The sequence below is a fragment of the Streptomyces sp. WMMB 322 genome (assembly GCF_900090145.1).
Classification (GTDB): Bacteria; Actinomycetota; Actinomycetes; order Streptomycetales; family Streptomycetaceae; genus Streptomyces.
This window is the reverse complement of record NZ_FMHI01000003.1, coordinates 137,205-153,188: the sequence shown is the minus strand read 5'-3', so window position 1 is coordinate 153,188 and position 15,984 is coordinate 137,205. Positions and strand designations below refer to the sequence as shown.

General features: G+C 71.3%; 11 protein-coding genes and 1 tRNA gene. 10 read left to right on the top strand and 2 right to left on the bottom strand.

Translation table 11 applies throughout. The features are described from left to right. Positions 1 to 137 precede the first annotated feature (137 nt). Positions 138 to 1,193 (bottom strand): ROK family protein, encoded by a 1,056-nt coding sequence (locus H180DRAFT_RS06565; protein ID WP_055485037.1) that lies wholly within the window; start codon positions 1,191 to 1,193, stop codon positions 138 to 140. 255 nt (positions 1,194 to 1,448) lie between these two features. Between H180DRAFT_RS06565 and H180DRAFT_RS06560 the strand changes: the two genes are divergently transcribed. From H180DRAFT_RS06560 to H180DRAFT_RS06540, 5 genes are read left to right on the top strand one after another with little or no spacing between them, the layout of a single operon-like run. Next, positions 1,449 to 2,768, top strand: coding sequence for an ABC transporter substrate-binding protein (locus H180DRAFT_RS06560; RefSeq protein WP_055485036.1), 1,320 nt, complete (start codon positions 1,449 to 1,451; stop codon positions 2,766 to 2,768). A 1-nt stretch (position 2,769) separates the two neighbouring features. After that, positions 2,770 to 3,651, top strand: coding sequence for a carbohydrate ABC transporter permease (locus H180DRAFT_RS06555; protein WP_199822473.1), 882 nt, complete (start codon positions 2,770 to 2,772; stop codon positions 3,649 to 3,651). After that, on the top strand, positions 3,648 to 4,529 hold the full coding sequence (locus H180DRAFT_RS06550; protein WP_055485035.1) for a carbohydrate ABC transporter permease: 882 nt from the start codon (positions 3,648 to 3,650) through the stop codon (positions 4,527 to 4,529). Before H180DRAFT_RS06555 ends, H180DRAFT_RS06550 begins: the two co-directional genes overlap by 4 nt. Before the next feature lie 8 nt (positions 4,530 to 4,537). Further along, entirely contained in the window at positions 4,538 to 5,641 is a 1,104-nt protein-coding gene (locus tag H180DRAFT_RS06545; RefSeq protein ID WP_055485034.1) for an ABC transporter ATP-binding protein, read from the top strand. A gap of 1 nt (position 5,642) precedes the next feature. Then, on the top strand, positions 5,643 to 6,977 hold the full coding sequence (locus tag H180DRAFT_RS06540) for a glucosylglycerate hydrolase (RefSeq protein ID WP_055485033.1): 1,335 nt from the start codon (positions 5,643 to 5,645) through the stop codon (positions 6,975 to 6,977). Positions 6,978 to 7,151: 174 nt separating this feature from the next. Here the strand turns inward: H180DRAFT_RS06540 and H180DRAFT_RS06535 are convergent. Beyond that, positions 7,152 to 7,224: transfer RNA gene (locus H180DRAFT_RS06535), tRNA-Arg, on the bottom strand. A gap of 341 nt (positions 7,225 to 7,565) precedes the next feature. Here H180DRAFT_RS06535 and H180DRAFT_RS06530 point away from each other — a divergent pair. The 5 genes from H180DRAFT_RS06530 to ettA all read left to right on the top strand — a co-directional run bounded on the left by H180DRAFT_RS06530 (position 7,566) and on the right by ettA (position 15,984). After that, entirely contained in the window at positions 7,566 to 9,314 is a 1,749-nt protein-coding gene (locus H180DRAFT_RS06530) for a dynamin family protein (protein ID WP_074466662.1), read from the top strand. Positions 9,315 to 9,811: 497 nt separating this feature from the next. Then, entirely contained in the window at positions 9,812 to 11,710 is a 1,899-nt protein-coding gene (locus tag H180DRAFT_RS06525) for a GTPase (protein WP_254665921.1), read from the top strand. 245 nt (positions 11,711 to 11,955) lie between these two features. Continuing rightward, positions 11,956 to 12,438 carry a single-stranded DNA-binding protein gene (locus H180DRAFT_RS06520; RefSeq protein WP_055485032.1) on the top strand — a complete coding sequence of 161 codons (483 nt, stop codon included), beginning with the start codon at positions 11,956 to 11,958 and terminating at the stop codon, positions 12,436 to 12,438. A 210-nt stretch (positions 12,439 to 12,648) separates the two neighbouring features. Continuing rightward, complete coding sequence (locus H180DRAFT_RS06515) at positions 12,649 to 14,151, top strand: thioester domain-containing protein (protein WP_079099897.1); 1,503 nt, start codon at positions 12,649 to 12,651, stop codon at positions 14,149 to 14,151. Between the two features lie 168 nt (positions 14,152 to 14,319). Continuing rightward, the gene (gene ettA, locus H180DRAFT_RS06510) at positions 14,320 to 15,984 is read left to right on the top strand and encodes an energy-dependent translational throttle protein EttA (RefSeq protein ID WP_055485031.1); all 1,665 of its coding nucleotides are present in this window, start codon (positions 14,320 to 14,322) and stop codon (positions 15,982 to 15,984) included.

Below are 15,984 nucleotides of genomic sequence, written 5' to 3'. Positions count from 1 at the left end.
TACAGAGACGGCTTCGGTCCGCGCCGGCACGGAGCCCTCATGCGGCCGGCGCCCTGTGTGACGCTGCTCGGGGCACGCCGCGGTGCGACACACCGGCCCGGTCGGCCCGTTGCGTACGAGCCCGCCCCGGCGCCGGATCACGCACCTGCCTCGAGCGAGGCGTCGACCAGCGCCGGGTCCAGCACGTGGTCGGCGACCAGGCGGGCCAGGCCGACAGGGACGGCCTGCTCGCCCAGTGTTCCGGGCACGACGGTCAGGCCGGCGGTGCTGTGACTCAGGGCGGTGGTGCGCACCTGGTGGCCGACCGCGTCGACCACGGTGGCTATCCGGCCGATCACGCCGCCGAGCACCAGCACCTTGGGGTTGAGCATGGAGATCAACATGGCCAGCACGTCACCGACATGACCGCCGGCGGCCTCCAGTGCCTTGCCCACCCCGGCGTCGCCGGCCTCGTTCCGCCGCACGATCTCGTCCAGGCCGGGCAGGCCGAGTTCGCGCAGCAGGGCGTGCCCGGAGGCGTACGCGGCCAGGCAGCCCTGCAGCCCGCAGCGGCAGTCCGGCTGCCGTGACGAGGGGATCCTGATGTGCCCGATGTCGCCGGCCGCCCCGTCCTCGCCGCTGTGCAGCCGGCCGTCCACCACGAGGCCGGCGCCGATGCCGTTGGACCACTTCACCGCCAGCAGGGTGCCCGCGTCGTGGACGGTCGACTCGCCCAGGGCCAGTGCCCGTGCGTCGTTCTCCAGCAGCACCGGGACGTTCCACCGCTCCTGGATGCGCTCCCTGACGGGGTGACCGCTCCACTTCGGGATGATCCAGGCACGCTTCGGCAGCCCGGTGGCGGGGTCGATCGGCGCGGGCAGGCCCATGCCGACGCCGACCAGCCGTTCCTCCGGGGCGCCGGCGTCCAGCAACTCCGCGGCAAGGTCGAGCAGCGGTCCCAGAGTTGTGTCGGCATCCGCCTCGTACATGTCCACCGGCAGTTGCCGGGACCGCAGTTCACCGCCGTAGACGTCGGTGACGCTCACCCGCGCCCGGGTGTGGCCGACATCGACGGTGAGGATCCGCAGGTGACGGTCGTCGAACCGGATGAGCTGGGCCGGGCGGCCGCGGGGTGCGGCGCGGGCTCCGGTCTCGTAGATCAGTCCGGCGGCAGCGAGGGGGGCGAGCCGCGCGAGCAGAGTCGGCCGGGACATGCCGGTGGTCTCGAGCAGCTGCTGACGGGTCCAGCCGTCGCCCAGCCTGATAACGGACAGAAGCTTGCCGGAGGTTGCAGCGGATGCTCGATATGGAGCACTCTGTCCCGTTTCGTCTTCTTGCGGAGTATCCAATCTCGTCCCCCCTCTTGACGAGCCCGTGGCCCGCAGGTGTTACTAACGCAACCTCGATTTACGTAAGTGCATTTTACGTTATGCGCTTCTCACCTTCCCAGCCAACCATGGAGGCCGACGATGGCTGTCCACACCTCCCGGCGCTCTGTGCTCGGCGCCGGTCTCGGCGGCGCTGCCGCCGCCCTGCTCTCGGCTTGCGGCGGGGCGTCCACCACCGGGGCCGGCAACGGGGCCCTGAGCTTCCTGTCCACCCAGTTCAGTCCGGTCGAGGAGAAGCAGCGCTTCAAGGCGATCCTCAAGAACCGGGTCAAGGGCACCCCGGTCGCCTTCACCGCGGTCGAGGCGGGCGACTTCGCGACCACCCTCACCGCCCAGCTCAAGGCCAAGAAGCTGTCCGTCAGCCTGATCGGCGGGCTCCACGGCGATCTCGCCCCGTACGCCGACCAGTTGACCGACACCGACGATCTGCTCGGCGAGCTGTCGGGGGCCCGCATCCCGCAACGGCTCACCGACATCGCGGCGTTCGGCGGCTCCAAGCCGAAGTACGTCCCGTGGATGCAGACCTCGTACGTGCTCGCCGTCAACAAGAAGGCGCTGCAGTGGCTGCCCGAGGGCGCCGACGTGCAGAACCTCACCTACGACCAGTTCCTCGACTGGATGACCGCCGGCAAGCGCGGCGCCGGACGGCCGATCTTCGGCATGCCGGCCGGGCCGAACGGGCTGTACCACCGGTTCTTCCAGGGCTTCCTGCTGCCCAGCTTCACCGGCGGCCAGGTCGTGCCGTTCCGCAGCCCGGACGCGGTGCAGGCATGGAAGTACATGAAGGACCTGTGGTCGGTCTCGGCCCCGGCGTCGACCAACTACGCATACATGCAGGAGCCGTTGGCACGCGGTGAGGTGCTGGTCGCCTGGGACCACCTCGCACGGCTGCTCGGCGCGCCGGCGAAGAACCCGGACGAGTGGCAGATGGTGCCGGCACCGCGCGGACCCAAGGGCCTGGGCTTCATGCTGGTGGTGGCCGGCCTCGGCATCCTGAAGGGCGCGCCGCGGCAGGACGACGCCCGCAAGGTGATCAAAGCGCTGTGCACCCCCGGCGCGCAGGGCGACGTGCTGAAGAAGAACGGATTCGCCCCCACTGTCGGCGGCAGGATGCCCACCGGTCTTCCGGCCGCCATCGCCCTGGGCGCCGACGCCTTCTCCCGCCAGCAGGACGCCGAGGACGCCATCACCGCCCTGCCGCCCGTCGGCGTGGGCGCGAAGGACGGCGAGATATCCGAGGCCTTCAAGGAGTGCTTCACCCAGATCTGCTTGAAGGACAAGCCGATCCAGCCGGTCCTCGACGCCCAGGCCAAGAAGCTCAACAGCCTGCTCGCAGAGGTGAAGGCGGAGTGCTGGGCACCGGACGAGGCTGCCGAGGGCAAGACCTGCCGGGTGGCGTGAGGTGGCCACGACGCTCCTGAAGCGCCGCCGCGGCGCGGGACGCCCACGCGGAGCGGTGGCCTCCCTGCTTGCCCCCTCCACCCTGTTCATGCTCGCGCTGTTCGTCTGGCCCCTCATCGTCGGCATCGGCCAGGCGGTGCACGGGCCGGACGGGTTCACCCTGGACAACCTGCGGACGATGACCGGCGACTCGCAGTTCTGGCCGTCGGTGCGCAACACCGTGCTGCTGATCACCGTGGTGATCCCGCTCCAGTTCGCCTTCGCCATCTCCATGGCCCTGATGCTGCGTGCCCGGCCCCGGTTCTCCCAGCTGTGGTTCTACACATGGGTCATCCCGCTGGCGATCAGCGACCTGGCGGCCGGCCTGGTCTGGCTGTCGATCTTCAGCGACCGCGGCTACCTCAACTCGGTGCTGCACGACCTGGGGCTGCCGACCTATTCCTGGCTCTCCTACCAGCACCCGCTGACCGTCTTCCTGTGCATCCTGGTCGCCGAGGTCTGGCGCGCCACCTCACTGGTACTGGTCATCGTGGTGGCCGGGATGCAGGGCATCCCGAGGGACTACGAGGAGGCCGCCGAGGTGTTCGGTGCGAGCTACTGGCAGCGGCTGCGCCACGTGCTGCTGCCGCAGCTGCGCCCCAGCCTCCAGGTCGCCCTGATCCTGCGCACCATCCTCGCCTTCCAGACCTTCGCCGTGGCGCAGGCCTTGACCGGCGACAACTTCCCGCTGCTCGTGGGCGAGACCTACCACTGGTACACCTCGCTCCAGAACGCGGACGTGGCCGCGGCCATCGCCCTGGTGGTCCTGGCGATGTCCATGGTGACTGCGGTGGTCTACCTGCGGGCGTTGCGCGACCGTACTCCCGGGGGGAGCGCCCGATGACACTCCAGCACTCCGAAGCCGAAGCCACCCGGTCCGCCGCCGGGCCGCCGACCACGGACGGGCCGGGACCGCCGCGGCGCCGTCCCCGGGTCGCCCTGCACGTCGCCTGCGTCGTCGTCTCGCTGGCGATGACGGCACCGCTCTACCTGATCACGCTGGCCGCGTTCTCGACCCCCGAGACGCTCGACGCGTTCCCGCTCTCGCTGCTGCCCACCGACCTGTCGACGACCACGATGGAGGCGTTCCTCAACTCCACCGGCGTGGTGGCCGGTCTGACGAACTCCCTCCAGGTCGGTCTGGCCTCGCTGGTGCTGTCCCTGGTGCTGGGCGTCCCGGCCGGCTACGCCCTGGCCCGCTACGCCTTCAGGGGGCGCGACGCGTACCAGCTGTTCATGCTGCTGACCCGGGCGCTGCCGATCGTCGTGCTCTCCGTCCCGCTGGCGCAGATGTTCCTCAACACCGGGCTGTACGACTCGACTTATGCCGTGACGCTGCTGCACACCGCTCTGGCGCTGCCCACCACCGTGCTGATCACCACCTCGGTCTTCGTGGCGGTGCCCCGCGACCACGAAGAGGCGGCGACCGTCTTCGGGGCCTCACCGCTCGCGGCCTTCTCCCGCGTGGTGCTGCCGCAGGCCCTGCCCGGCATCGCGGCGGCGGCGCTGTTCACGTTCGTCACCTCCTGGAACGAGGTCCTCGGCGCCTCCATCCTCACCCTCGACCGCCGCACACTGCCCGCCCAGGTGCTCAGTGCGCTCAACAACTCACCTCTCACGTACCGGTACGCCGGCGGCTTCGCCCTCGTCATCCCCGCGCTGCTGTTCATCGCGCTGATGCGCCGGTACCTGCTGAACATGTGGGGCACGACCCTCCGTTAAGGAACGACATGACCGACATACACCTGCGCGGCATCCGGAAGACCTACCCCGGCACCAGCCGGCCGGCCACCGACGACGTCACCCTCGACGTCGCCGACGGCGAGCTGCTGGTCCTGGTCGGTCCGAGCGGTTGTGGAAAGACCACCCTGCTGCGCATGATCGCCGGACTGGAGAGCCCGGACGCCGGCACCATCAGCATCGGCGGCAGGGACGTGACCCAGGTGCCCGCCCGCCGGCGCAACATCTCGATGGTCTTCCAGTCCTACGCCATATTTCCGCACATGCGGGTCCGGCAGAACATCGGCTTCGGCCTCGCGATCGCCAAGGTGCCCAAGGCGGAGATCGCGAAGCGGGTGGCCCGCGCCGCCGAACTGCTGAACCTCGGCGACTACCTGGACCGCTACCCCTCCCAGCTCTCCGGCGGGCAGCGCCAGCGAGTCGCGGTGGCCCGCGCCATCGTCGTCGACGCCGACGTGCTGCTCATGGACGAACCGCTCTCCAACCTCGACGCCCTGCTCCGCCTCCAGTTCCGGTCCGAGTTCAAGCGGATCGTGCAGCAGATAGGCACCACCACCGTCTACGTCACCCACGACCAGGCCGAGGCCCTCTCACTCGGCGACCGGGTGGCGGTGATGCGCGAGGGCCGCATCGCCCAGCTGGGCAGCCCCATCGACGTCTACGACCGGCCGTCCGACAGCTTCGTGGGCGGGTTCCTCGGCGCACCCCCGATGAACTTCCTCCCGGTCCGGGTGGCGGACGGCCCGCCCGACGCGGGCGCGACGTCCCGGCTGACGCTCGGCGAGATGAGCTGGCCCGCCCCGGGCCACCTCGCGTCCTTCGCCGGCCGACCGGTGCTGATGGGCGTGCGCGCCGAGAACATCGGCATCACCGCCGACCCGGGGACGGGCGGTGCGCTTCCCGCCGACGTCGAGGTCGTCGAGCCGACCGGCTCCGCAGTCCTGCTCACCGTCCGGCTGGCCGGACACGAGGTGAAGGTCCAGGCCCCCGCCACCTTCCGCGCCGAACCGGGCTCGCGGGTGTTCCTGACCCTGCCCCCCGCGCACCTGCGCGCGTACGACCCCGAGAGCTCACTACTGCTGGAGGACGCCTGACGTGGCTGCCCCGACCGAATCCGGACCCCGCCTGGCCGCTCACGCCGCCTACGTGCTGCGCGCCAACGACACCGGGACGCTCACCACAGCGGCCCCCAAGCTCTATCCCCATCAGTGGAGCTGGGACGCCGCGTTCGTCTCCATCGGCCTGGCCACGGTCTCCGTCCCACGGGCCGTCGCCGAACTCGAGACGTTGCTGGCCGCCCAGTGGTCCACCGGCATGGTCCCGCACATCGTGTTCGCCCCCGGCACCGACTACTTCCCCGGACCGGACGTCTGGGACAGCCGCAGGGCCGCCGCAGCACCGACGGATATCGAGACCTCGGGCATCTGCCAGCCCCCGGTGCACGCCATCGCCGTCCAGCGGGTGCTCCAGGCCGGGCGGCGGCTCGGCGGAGCCGCCCGCGAGCAGGCCGAGGCGTTCGTGGCCCGTACCTTCGACCAGTGGCTTGCCTGGCACCGCTGGCTCGCCCGGGTGCGCGACCCCGGGCAGCGCGGGCTGCTGGAGATCCACCACGGCTGGGAGTCCGGCATGGACAACTCCCCCCGCTGGGACGCCGCGTACTCCGCGATCCGGCCCACGGGAGAGACGCCGGTGCTGCGCCGTCACGACCTCGCACACATCGCCGACGCCGGCCAACGCCCGACGGACGCCGAGTACCAGCGCTATTTGTGGCTGGTACGGCAGATGCGGGAGGTCGACTACGACGACGAGAAGGTGCGCGAGGTCACCGACTTCCGCATGACCGATGTGTTCATGTCCGCCATCATGGCGGTGGCCAGCGACGTCCTCGCCGAACTCGGCGACGGACTCGGCCGCGGCGACGACGCGGCCGAACTGCGGTCGCTGGCCGCCAGGTTCCGCACGGGCGTGCTGTCTTCCGTCTCCCCCGGCACCGGGCTCGCCCGGGACCACAACGTCGCGACGGACGAGTGGGTGGACGCCCGGACCATCGCCGGCTTCGCCCCCCTGATCAGCGGCGGGGACGACGAGGTGACGCGCCGCCAACTCGACCTCATCACAGGTGAGCAGTGGTGCGGTCACCCCCGGCTGCGGTACGCCGTCCCGCCCTCCACCGCCCCTCACAGCGCCGACTTCAAACCCCGCTCCTACTGGCGCGGCCCGCAGTGGTCGGTGATGACCTGGCTGATGTGCTGGGCGCTGTCCCGGCACGGCGCCGGCTCTCTGGCCGAGTCCTTCCGCGCCGAGTCGCTGCGCCAGCTGGGCGATCTGGCCTTCGGGGAGTACTACGAGCCGTTCACCGGTGAGCAGTTGGGCAGCGCCAACCAGTCCTGGACCGCCGCGGTGGCGCTGGACTGGCTGGCCCGCGAGTAGCACACCGGCCGGAAACCGGGGCGGCGAGGCGGTCACGCGCTGACGACCCGTGCCCGCGCTCCGGTCCCCGGCCGCGGCGGGTCTGATCTGCCGGAGCCCGTCGACGGGTGCCCGCCACCGCACATGACCAGTGAAAAGCCGTCCTCTACGTGCGTAGAGGACGGCGTTCGCGTGCGCCCCCGGCAGGACTCGAACCTGCGGCCAAGCGCTTAGAAGGCGCCTGCTCTATCCACTGAGCTACGGGGGCCGGTCTGTCGGTCGCGGAGGGTGGGCGTGCCTCAGGGCGACCGTGGCCCGGTCAAGGATAGGGGCCCCCGTGGCTGGCGCTGCGTGCTTCACGTCCGCGACACCTTGTGGAGGTTCGGTGAAGCGCTCCCGATAATCGCAGGCTGGTGCGATTCGTGCAGCGGTTTTCGCTGTGAGCCGCACGGGTGTTGCTCAGTCGTTATGGCTGCGCCGGTCGGGACGGGCTCGACCTGTGGGTCACATGGTGCGAATGGCTCCCTTCGCGCCCGAAACCGATTGTTTTTGCCGCGCAGAACCGTGGATACGCTTCAAAAAGGAATCAAATTTGGGCATTCTGCCCATGTGGCGATCTTGAACGTACGGCCTGAACTGCTCGACGCACTGTCGGCGCTCCGCGAGGGCGTCGCCGCCGCACGCTTTCCGTTGCCGCTCCCCGGGGCAGACCGCGCGAGCCGCTGCCGGGACGAACTCCTCGCCCAGCTCGACGACTACCTCATGCCCAGACTGCGTGCCCCGAAGGCGCCGCTGCTCGCGGTGGTCGGCGGTTCCACGGGCGCCGGAAAATCGACACTCGTCAACTCGCTCGTGGGGCGCAGGGTCAGCGAGGCGGGCGTGCTGCGTCCCACGACGCGTACGCCCGTGCTCGTCTGCCATCCCGAGGACGAGCACTGGTTCGCGGGGCAGCGCGTCCTGCCCCGCCTCAGCCGCGTTTGGATGCCACGTCAGGACGGGCCCGCGGCCGGTCCCGACGACGACGTGCTGGGCTGCTCGGCCGAGGAGTTGCTCGGCACCGGCGAAGGCCCGGAGGAAGAGGCCGAGCGCCCCCTGCGCATCGAGACCGACACCGCCCTCCCGCCCGGCCTCGCGCTGCTCGACGCTCCCGACATCGACTCCCTCGTCGCCTCCAACCGCGACCTCGCGGCCGAACTTCTCTGCGCCGCCGACATCTGGGTGCTGGTGACGACCGCCGCTCGCTACGCGGACGCGGTGCCGTGGCATCTGCTGCGCACCGCGCGGGAGTACGACGTCACGCTCGTCACCGTCCTGGACCGGGTGCCGCACCAGATCGCCTCCGACGTGGCACGCCAGTACGGGTCGCTGCTGATCCGCGAGGGCCTGGCGGACGTTCCGCGCTTCACCGTCCCCGAACTGCCGGAATCCGCGGCGGGCTCGGGCCTGCTCCCGGCCACCGCCGTCGCCGGCCTGCGCAACTGGCTGACGCAGCGGGCCCTCGACCCGGCGGCGCGCGCAGTGGCGGGGCGCCGGACCGCGGCGGGGGCACTCGCTTCGCTGCGCTCGCGCGTCGCGTCGCTGGCGAACGCCTCGGCCGCGCAGCACGCCGCCGCGATGCGGCTGACCGGGCACATCGACGAGGCCTACGAGGAAGCCAGAGTGCGGGTGCGCCGGAACATCGCGGTCGGTGAACTCCTCGCCGGCGACGCTGCCGCGATCTGGCGCGGATTTCCCGTCGACAGCCGCGCCGAGGAGGTGCTGGACGCCTTCGAGACGGCGCTGACCACGCTCCTCGCCTCCTCCGTCGCAGCGGCCGACGAACGCGTGGCCGACGCGTGGCGCCAGGACCCGGCCACACCCGGCGCCGAGATCACGGCCATCGCCACCGGACAGGCGGTACGGGGCAGGGGGGCCGGTCAGGACGCCGCCGACGGACGGGGCCGGATGAACCTGCTCGTACGGCGCTGGCGCCGCTGCCTGGAGGAACTGTGCGAGGAGGAAGCGCGCGCCGTGGACCACGGATTCGGGCGCGACGCGGAGGAGGCCGCGGCGATGCTTGCCACGGCGCTCGTGGGCGGAGGCCAGGCCGCCGGCGCGTACCGCAGCCTCGCGGGCGCGTTCGGGGAGCCGAGCGCCCGGCGTCTGCGCGAGTGCGGCATCCGGCTGCTGGCGACGTACGTCGAGAGGGCGCTGTACGGGGAGCGCGACACGCGTCTGGCACCGCTGGACGCGCTCGAGGCCGGGCCGGAACCGCAGGTCGAGCTCATCGCCGCGCTGTCGGTGCTGCGCAAGGCGGAGGCGGCGGCGCGGTCGGGGTCCGAAGCACGGAAGTTCTCGCAGTCGCAGACGGAGAGGTGACCGAAGTGTCCACAGCGGATGTCCGGGCCGACGGCACGTGCGATGAGGAACAGGTCGCTCCCGCGTCCCACGCCCCGGAGCGCGGTCCGGGACACGGCGCCGAACAGGCCACGGAACCCGCCCCGGCCGCCGGGCCGCACGGCTCCGGCGAAGCGGGCGAGGGCAACGAGGCCGCGGGCGCGGGCGAGGAGCGGGCCTGGGACGACGGGCTGATCGCCCGCCGGGCCCGCGGGGCGGCGGCCCCCGGCGAGCGCCAGGGACGGTCGAGGGCCGCGCTGTGGGGGGCGGAACCCGAGCCGGAAACGCAGGAGGACCTGGCGGGCGGACGGAGCTCCGCAGGACGCGGTGGTGAGGACACGGGCGCTGCCGCCGGGGCCCGGGAGTCTTCCCTGAAAGTGCCGGACCAGGCTGTGACGGGCTGGCCGATGAGGGACACGCACCCCCGCGAGGTGTACGAGAGCCGGGCGTCGGGCGAGCAGAGCGAACTGGGCCGCCGTATGACGGCACTGCGGAGACTTGTCGACCTGTCGAGAACGCGCCTTCCCAGGCAGCTGCTCGCAGAGGCCGACCGCGTACTCGACGCCGCCGACGCACGCGAGCGGCTCTCCCGCAGATACACCACCGTAGCGATCGCGGGGGCCACGGGAAGCGGCAAGTCGTCCGTCTTCAACGCCCTCGCCGGAACGCGTCTGTCGCAGGCCGGCATGCGCCGGCCGACGACGGCCACCCCCGTCGCCTGTTCCTGGGAGGTGCCCGGAGCGGGCCCCGCCGACGGACTCCTGGACCGTCTCGGCATCCCGCCGTCCACGCGCCGCCTGATGCGCCCGGAGTCCGACTGGAGAGGGCGGATCGACGAGGGGGCGCGCAGCGAACTCGAAGGGCTCGTCCTCATCGACCTCCCCGATCACGACTCGGCGGCGGAGGGTCACCGGGAACAAGTGGAGCGGCTGCTGCGGCTCGTCGACGCGGTCGTGTGGGTGGTCGACCCCGAGAAGTACGCGGACGCCGTGCTGCACGAGCGCTACCTGCGCCCCCTGGCCGGATACGCCGAGGTCACGTTCATCGTCCTGAACCAGACCGACCGGCTGCCCGGCGACGCGACGGGCGCCGTCCTCAACGATCTGCGGCGGCTTCTGGACGAGGACGGCATGGCCCTCGGTGAGCACGGCGAGCCGGGCGCGCGCGTTCTGGCGGCATCGGCGCTGGCCGGGGAGGGGATCGACGAACTCCGCAAGGAACTCGCCGCTTTCGTGGCCGAGCGCAGGGCCGCCTCGCTGCGGCTGAGCGCCGACCTGGACGTCGTGGTGCAGCGGCTGAGGCCGTCGTACGAGACGACGGGACCTGTGACTGCGGCGAACTCCCCGGCGGGCCTCACGGAGGACGTGCGGGAGGTCTTCTCCGACCAACTCGCCCGCGCGGCAGGTGCGGTGGTCGCAGGACAGGCCGCTGAACGGGCGTGGCTGCGGCGTGCCGAGCGTGCCTGCGGAACCCCGTGGGCGCAGCTGCGGTACCGCTGCGAGGCGCGCCGCTCCCGCAAGAAGGCCGCGGAGCTCGCGGCGGCGGGGAGCACCGGCCCCGCCGCGGAGTCCGCGGCCGGGGGCGGCGACGTCTCCGTTGAGGCTCCGGGCGGCGCCTCCGGCGTCGACTCCCGCGGCGCAGCCGGTGAGCCGCACGGTGACGAGCACCTCGACGTGCCCGGCGAGGTGCTCGAGCAGTACGGGGTCGACGAGGACACCTCGGCCGTGCCCGGGGCGCCGGCGGGCGGTGGTGCCCCGCACCGGGTGGCGCGGCCCGTCGTCGCCCACGCGGTGCGCACGGTGGTCGACCAGGCAGCGTCCGGGCTGCCCGAGACCTGGCGGAGGTCGGTGCGGGACGCCGCCTGGCGTGGCGCCGCCGGACTGCCCGAGGCGCTGGACGAGATGCTGCGCGAGGGGACGGAGCCGGACGGCTGGAGGTCCCACGGCGGGGCGTCCGGAAACAGGAAGGCCGAGTACGCGGAGGCGGGGGCACCGGAGGCGGCGGGCCCGGCGGCGCCCCGCCGCCCGTTCTGGTGGAACCTCGCGCTCGTGGCGCAACTCATCCTGCTGCTGGCCCAGTTGGCGGGCGCGGGGTGTCTGGCGGGCATCATGCTGGGAGTGGATCTCGTCGCACAGTGGGTGGGCGTCGCGCTCCTCCTCGGAGGCGTGCTCGCCGGTTCGCTCCTGTCGTGGGGATGCAGGTTCGCCGCCCGCGGTCCCGCGGCCGAGCACGGCAGGCGTGAGGAGTGGCGGCTGAGGCGGCTGGTGACGGGGTGCGGTCAGGTGCATGTGCTGGAACCCGTCGCCGCGGAGCTGCTGCGCTACCGGGAGGTGCGCGAGCAGTACGTCATCGCCGCGGGCGACGGCGCGACGCTGTAGCGGGGCGGGGCCGGGGCCCGGTGGGTCGCCGCACGAGTTCCGGCACCGTCCTCCAGAGCCGGTTGACACCTTGTGTGGGTGACCCTGTTGTCCACAACTCTGGGGTATTCCCCAGCTCAGAGCTGTTTTTTCCGTGGTTTCCATGATCGGTGCAAGCTGGATCCAGCCCGGCGGGACGAGCGCCGGGGGCGACCAGTTGCCGGAACGCAGTCATGCCGGCGCGGAAGGCTCTGAAGAGGGGGCGTATGAACGAGACGCATGTGACGGTCGTGGGGAACGTCGCGACGCGGGTCGAGTTCAGGACGACGGCGTCGGGCGTGCCGCTGGCCCGGTTCAGGCTCGCCAGCACGGTCCGGCGATTCGACCCGCAGGAGCGCGTCTGGTCCGACGCCGGTACGAGCTTCTACACGGTCTGGGCCCGCAGGGGACTGGCCGAGAACGTGGCGTCCTCGGTGATGGTCGGTGAACCGGTCATCGTGACCGGCCAGTTCCGCATCCAGGAGTCCGCGCGCGACGGGCAGCACTACGTCTCCGCGGAGCTCTCCGCCTCCTCGGTCGGTCACGATCTCTCGCGCGGCACATCGGCCTTCGTGCGGGTCTCACCGGCCCGGCGGGGGCTCACCGGCAACGGCGGGAGCGCCGCGGGCGACGAGTCCCTGCCCGGCGTTCCGGAGCCTGCCGCGGGCGTAGCGGAGCCCAATGTTCCAGGTCAGTCGGCCGGGCCTTGATCGTCCCGGTCCGCCGGATTCTCAGATAACGATTGCGAGTCGGAACGCTTGAACGGCCGGATCCGCGGGGACCGGGGGCCATCCGCTCCCTACGATCCCCCGCGTGGCTGACGGGGTTTCAGTGCGTGTGGCGGGACAGCACGACGCGACCATCCGGTCACTGCGGTGACCGCTCAACTGTCGTGTCTGTGCCGCCCGGAGGGGAAATTCATGAGGTTCGTGCGCGGAGTCGTGACCGTCGTGGGCGGGCACAAGGCCGCACGTGCGGTGCGAGGTTCAGCCGTCGCGCTGCTGACCGCCGCTCTGCTTGCTGCAGGAGTGACGGCCACGGCTGCTCCGGCCGCCGCGGCGACCGGCGACGAGCCGTCACGGCAGGGTGGTGCCACAGCGACTCTGGAAGGGCTGAAGACCTACGGCCAGGCAGTCGTCCACGAGGACGGCGAGAAGCTGACCACCGGTGCCGGCCTTTTCGAGATGGCCGTCGACGGAGGCGGCAGGCTGCAGACCTACGGCCTCGACGTGGACAACCCCACGCAGCAGCACGCGCGTTACGGCGAGACGGACTGGGGCCGTACGTCGCTGCACGACAACCCCGACGCCGGAAAGATCCTCTGGATACTCAGGCACTCCTACCCGCAGGTGGACGACCTGGGGGCCCTCGCGAAGAAGTCCCGCGCGGGGAAGCTTTCGCCGGAGAGTGCGGCCGCGGGCACACAGGTGGCGATATGGCGCTTCACGGACGGCCGGGTGGATGGCTCCGGCAAGAGCGGCGGCGTCCGCATCGACGCGGTCGATCCCGCCGCCGCGAAGCTGGCCGATCACCTGGAGCGGTCGGCCCGGCGGATGGCGGAGCCCGAGGCGTCGCTCTCCCTCGTCCCCGAGAGCCTGGCCCGGCGCAGCGGCAGCCGGCTCGGTCCCTTCATGGTGCGTACCGGAGCGCCCGGAGTCACGGTCGCGCAGACGCCCGGCTCCGGCTCGCCGGGCGCCCGGGTCGTGGGCCGCGACGGCAAGCCGGTGACCTCGGTGCGGGACGGCGCAAAGCTGTACCTCGAAGTGCCGGAGGAGCGGCGGAGCGGTGAGGGCTCGCTGACGGTGCAGGCCGCTACGAAGGTGCCGGTCGGGCGTGCGTTCACGGGCGTGGGCGGTCATGTCGCGAGCCAGGCACAGATCCTCGCCGGGTCCAGCCGGTCGGCGGTCTCCGCGAGCGCAACGGTCAAGTGGTCCAAGGGCGGAGCGATACCCGCCGTGCGGGCGGAGAAGAGCTGTGCCCGGGAGGGCGTGAACTTCACCGTCACCAACGCCGGTGAGCGCTCGTTCCGCTTCCGGCTCGCCGGCCGCGAGCACGCGGTCGCGGAGGCGAGCAGCCGGACGTTCAGGGTGCCGGTGGGGGAGGACCAGCCGTACCGGATTCCGTTCAAGGGACTGCACGGCACGACGAGGTACTTCACGGGTGTGCTGGACTGCGCCACCAAGAGCTCGGTGCCCGTCGCGGCGGCCGGAACGGACGCCGAGGGGGCCTCACAGCTGCGGACTGCCACGGTGGGCGGCGGGACCGCGGCCGGCGGGGCCGCGGGAGGCGATCTCGCCGAGACCGGTGCGAGCGGCACCGTGCTGATGGCCGGCACGGCGGTCGGCCTCGTGGTGCTCGGCGCGATGGCCGTGCTGGCGGTCCGCAGGAAGAATCCGGACGACGGCGGCGTTCACCGGATGTGAGCCGGTACCGCCCATGACGGCCTCGGCACTCGCGTATGGCGGCAACCGCAGGGCTGTGCATCATTGCGCCCCGTTTCGGGGTGCGGGCCCTTGTGCGGCAAGATGGGTGCCGTATGCCCATGCGGCGAAGCCGCGCACCGAAAACTACTGACTGCCGGACGGTTCCTCTTGGCTGAGTACATCTACACCCTTCGCAAGGCGCGCAAGGCGCACGGAGACAAGGTGATCCTTGACGACGTCACCTTGAGCTTCCTGCCCGGCGCGAAGATCGGTGTCGTGGGACCGAACGGCGCCGGCAAGTCGACGGTGCTCAAGATCATGGCGGGGCTCGAACAGCCCTCCAACGGCGAGGCACAGCTCGCTCCGGGCTACTCCGTGGGCATCCTCCTCCAGGAGCCGCCGCTCGACGAGTCGAAGACCGTCCTGGAGAACGTCGAGGCGGGGGTCGCCGAGACCAAGGGCAAGCTCGACCGCTTCAACGAGATCGCCGAGCAGATGGCGACCGAGTACACGGACGAGCTCATGGAGGAGATGGGCAAGCTTCAGGAGCAGCTCGACCACGCAGGCGCGTGGGACCTGGAGTCCCAGCTCGAACAGGCCATGGACGCCCTGGGCTGCCCGCCCGGCGACTGGCCCGTCACCAACCTCTCCGGCGGTGAGAAGCGCCGCGTCGCGCTGTGCAAGCTCCTGCTGGAACAGCCCGACCTGCTGCTCCTCGACGAGCCCACCAACCACCTGGACGCCGAGTCCGTCCAGTGGCTGGAGCAGCACCTCGCGCAGTACCCGGGCACCGTCGTCGCCATCACCCACGACCGGTACTTCCTGGACAACGTCGCCGGCTGGATCATGGAGCTCGACCGCGGCCGCGCCATCGGCTACGAGGGCAACTACTCCACGTACCTGGAGAAGAAGCAGTCCCGCCTGAAGGTCGAGGGCCAGAAGGACGCCAAGCGCGCGAAGCGGCTCAAGGACGAGCTGGAGTGGGTCCGCTCCAACGCCAAGGGCCGGCAGGCCAAGTCGCGGGCCAGGCTGACCCGTTACGAGGAGATGGCCGCCGAGGCGGAGAAGACCCGGAAGCTGGACTTCGAGGAGATCCAGATCCCGCCGGGCCCGCGCCTGGGCAACGTCGTCGTCGAGGTCGAGCACCTGCACAAGGCCTTCGGCGACAAGGTCCTCATCGACGACCTCTCCTTCACGCTGCCGCGCAACGGCATCGTCGGAGTGATCGGTCCGAACGGCGCGGGCAAGACGACGCTGTTCAAGATGATCCAGGGCTTCGAGGAGCCGGACTCCGGCGTCATCAAGGTCGGCGACTCCGTCAAGATCTCCTACGTCGACCAGAGCAGGGCGAACATCGACGCCAAGAAGACGCTGTGGGCCGTCGTCTCCGACGAGCTGGACTACATCAACGTCGGCCAGGTCGAGATGCCTTCACGCGCATACGTCTCGGCCTTCGGCTTCAAGGGCCCCGACCAGCAGAAGCCCGCGGGCGTGCTGTCCGGCGGTGAGCGCAACCGGCTGAACCTGGCACTCACGCTCAAGCAGGGCGGCAACCTGCTCCTGCTCGACGAGCCGACCAACGACCTCGACGTCGAGACGCTCTCCTCGCTGGAGAACGCGCTGCTGGACTTCCCCGGCTGCGCCGTCGTCGTCTCCCACGACCGCTGGTTCCTCGACCGCGTGGCCACGCACATCCTCGCCTACGAGGGCGACTCCAAGTGGTTCTGGTTCGAGGGCAACTTCGAGTCCTACGAGAAGAACAAGATCGAGCGGCTGGGGCCGGACGCCGCGCGCCCGCACCGCGCCACGTACAAGAAGCTCACCCGCGGCTGA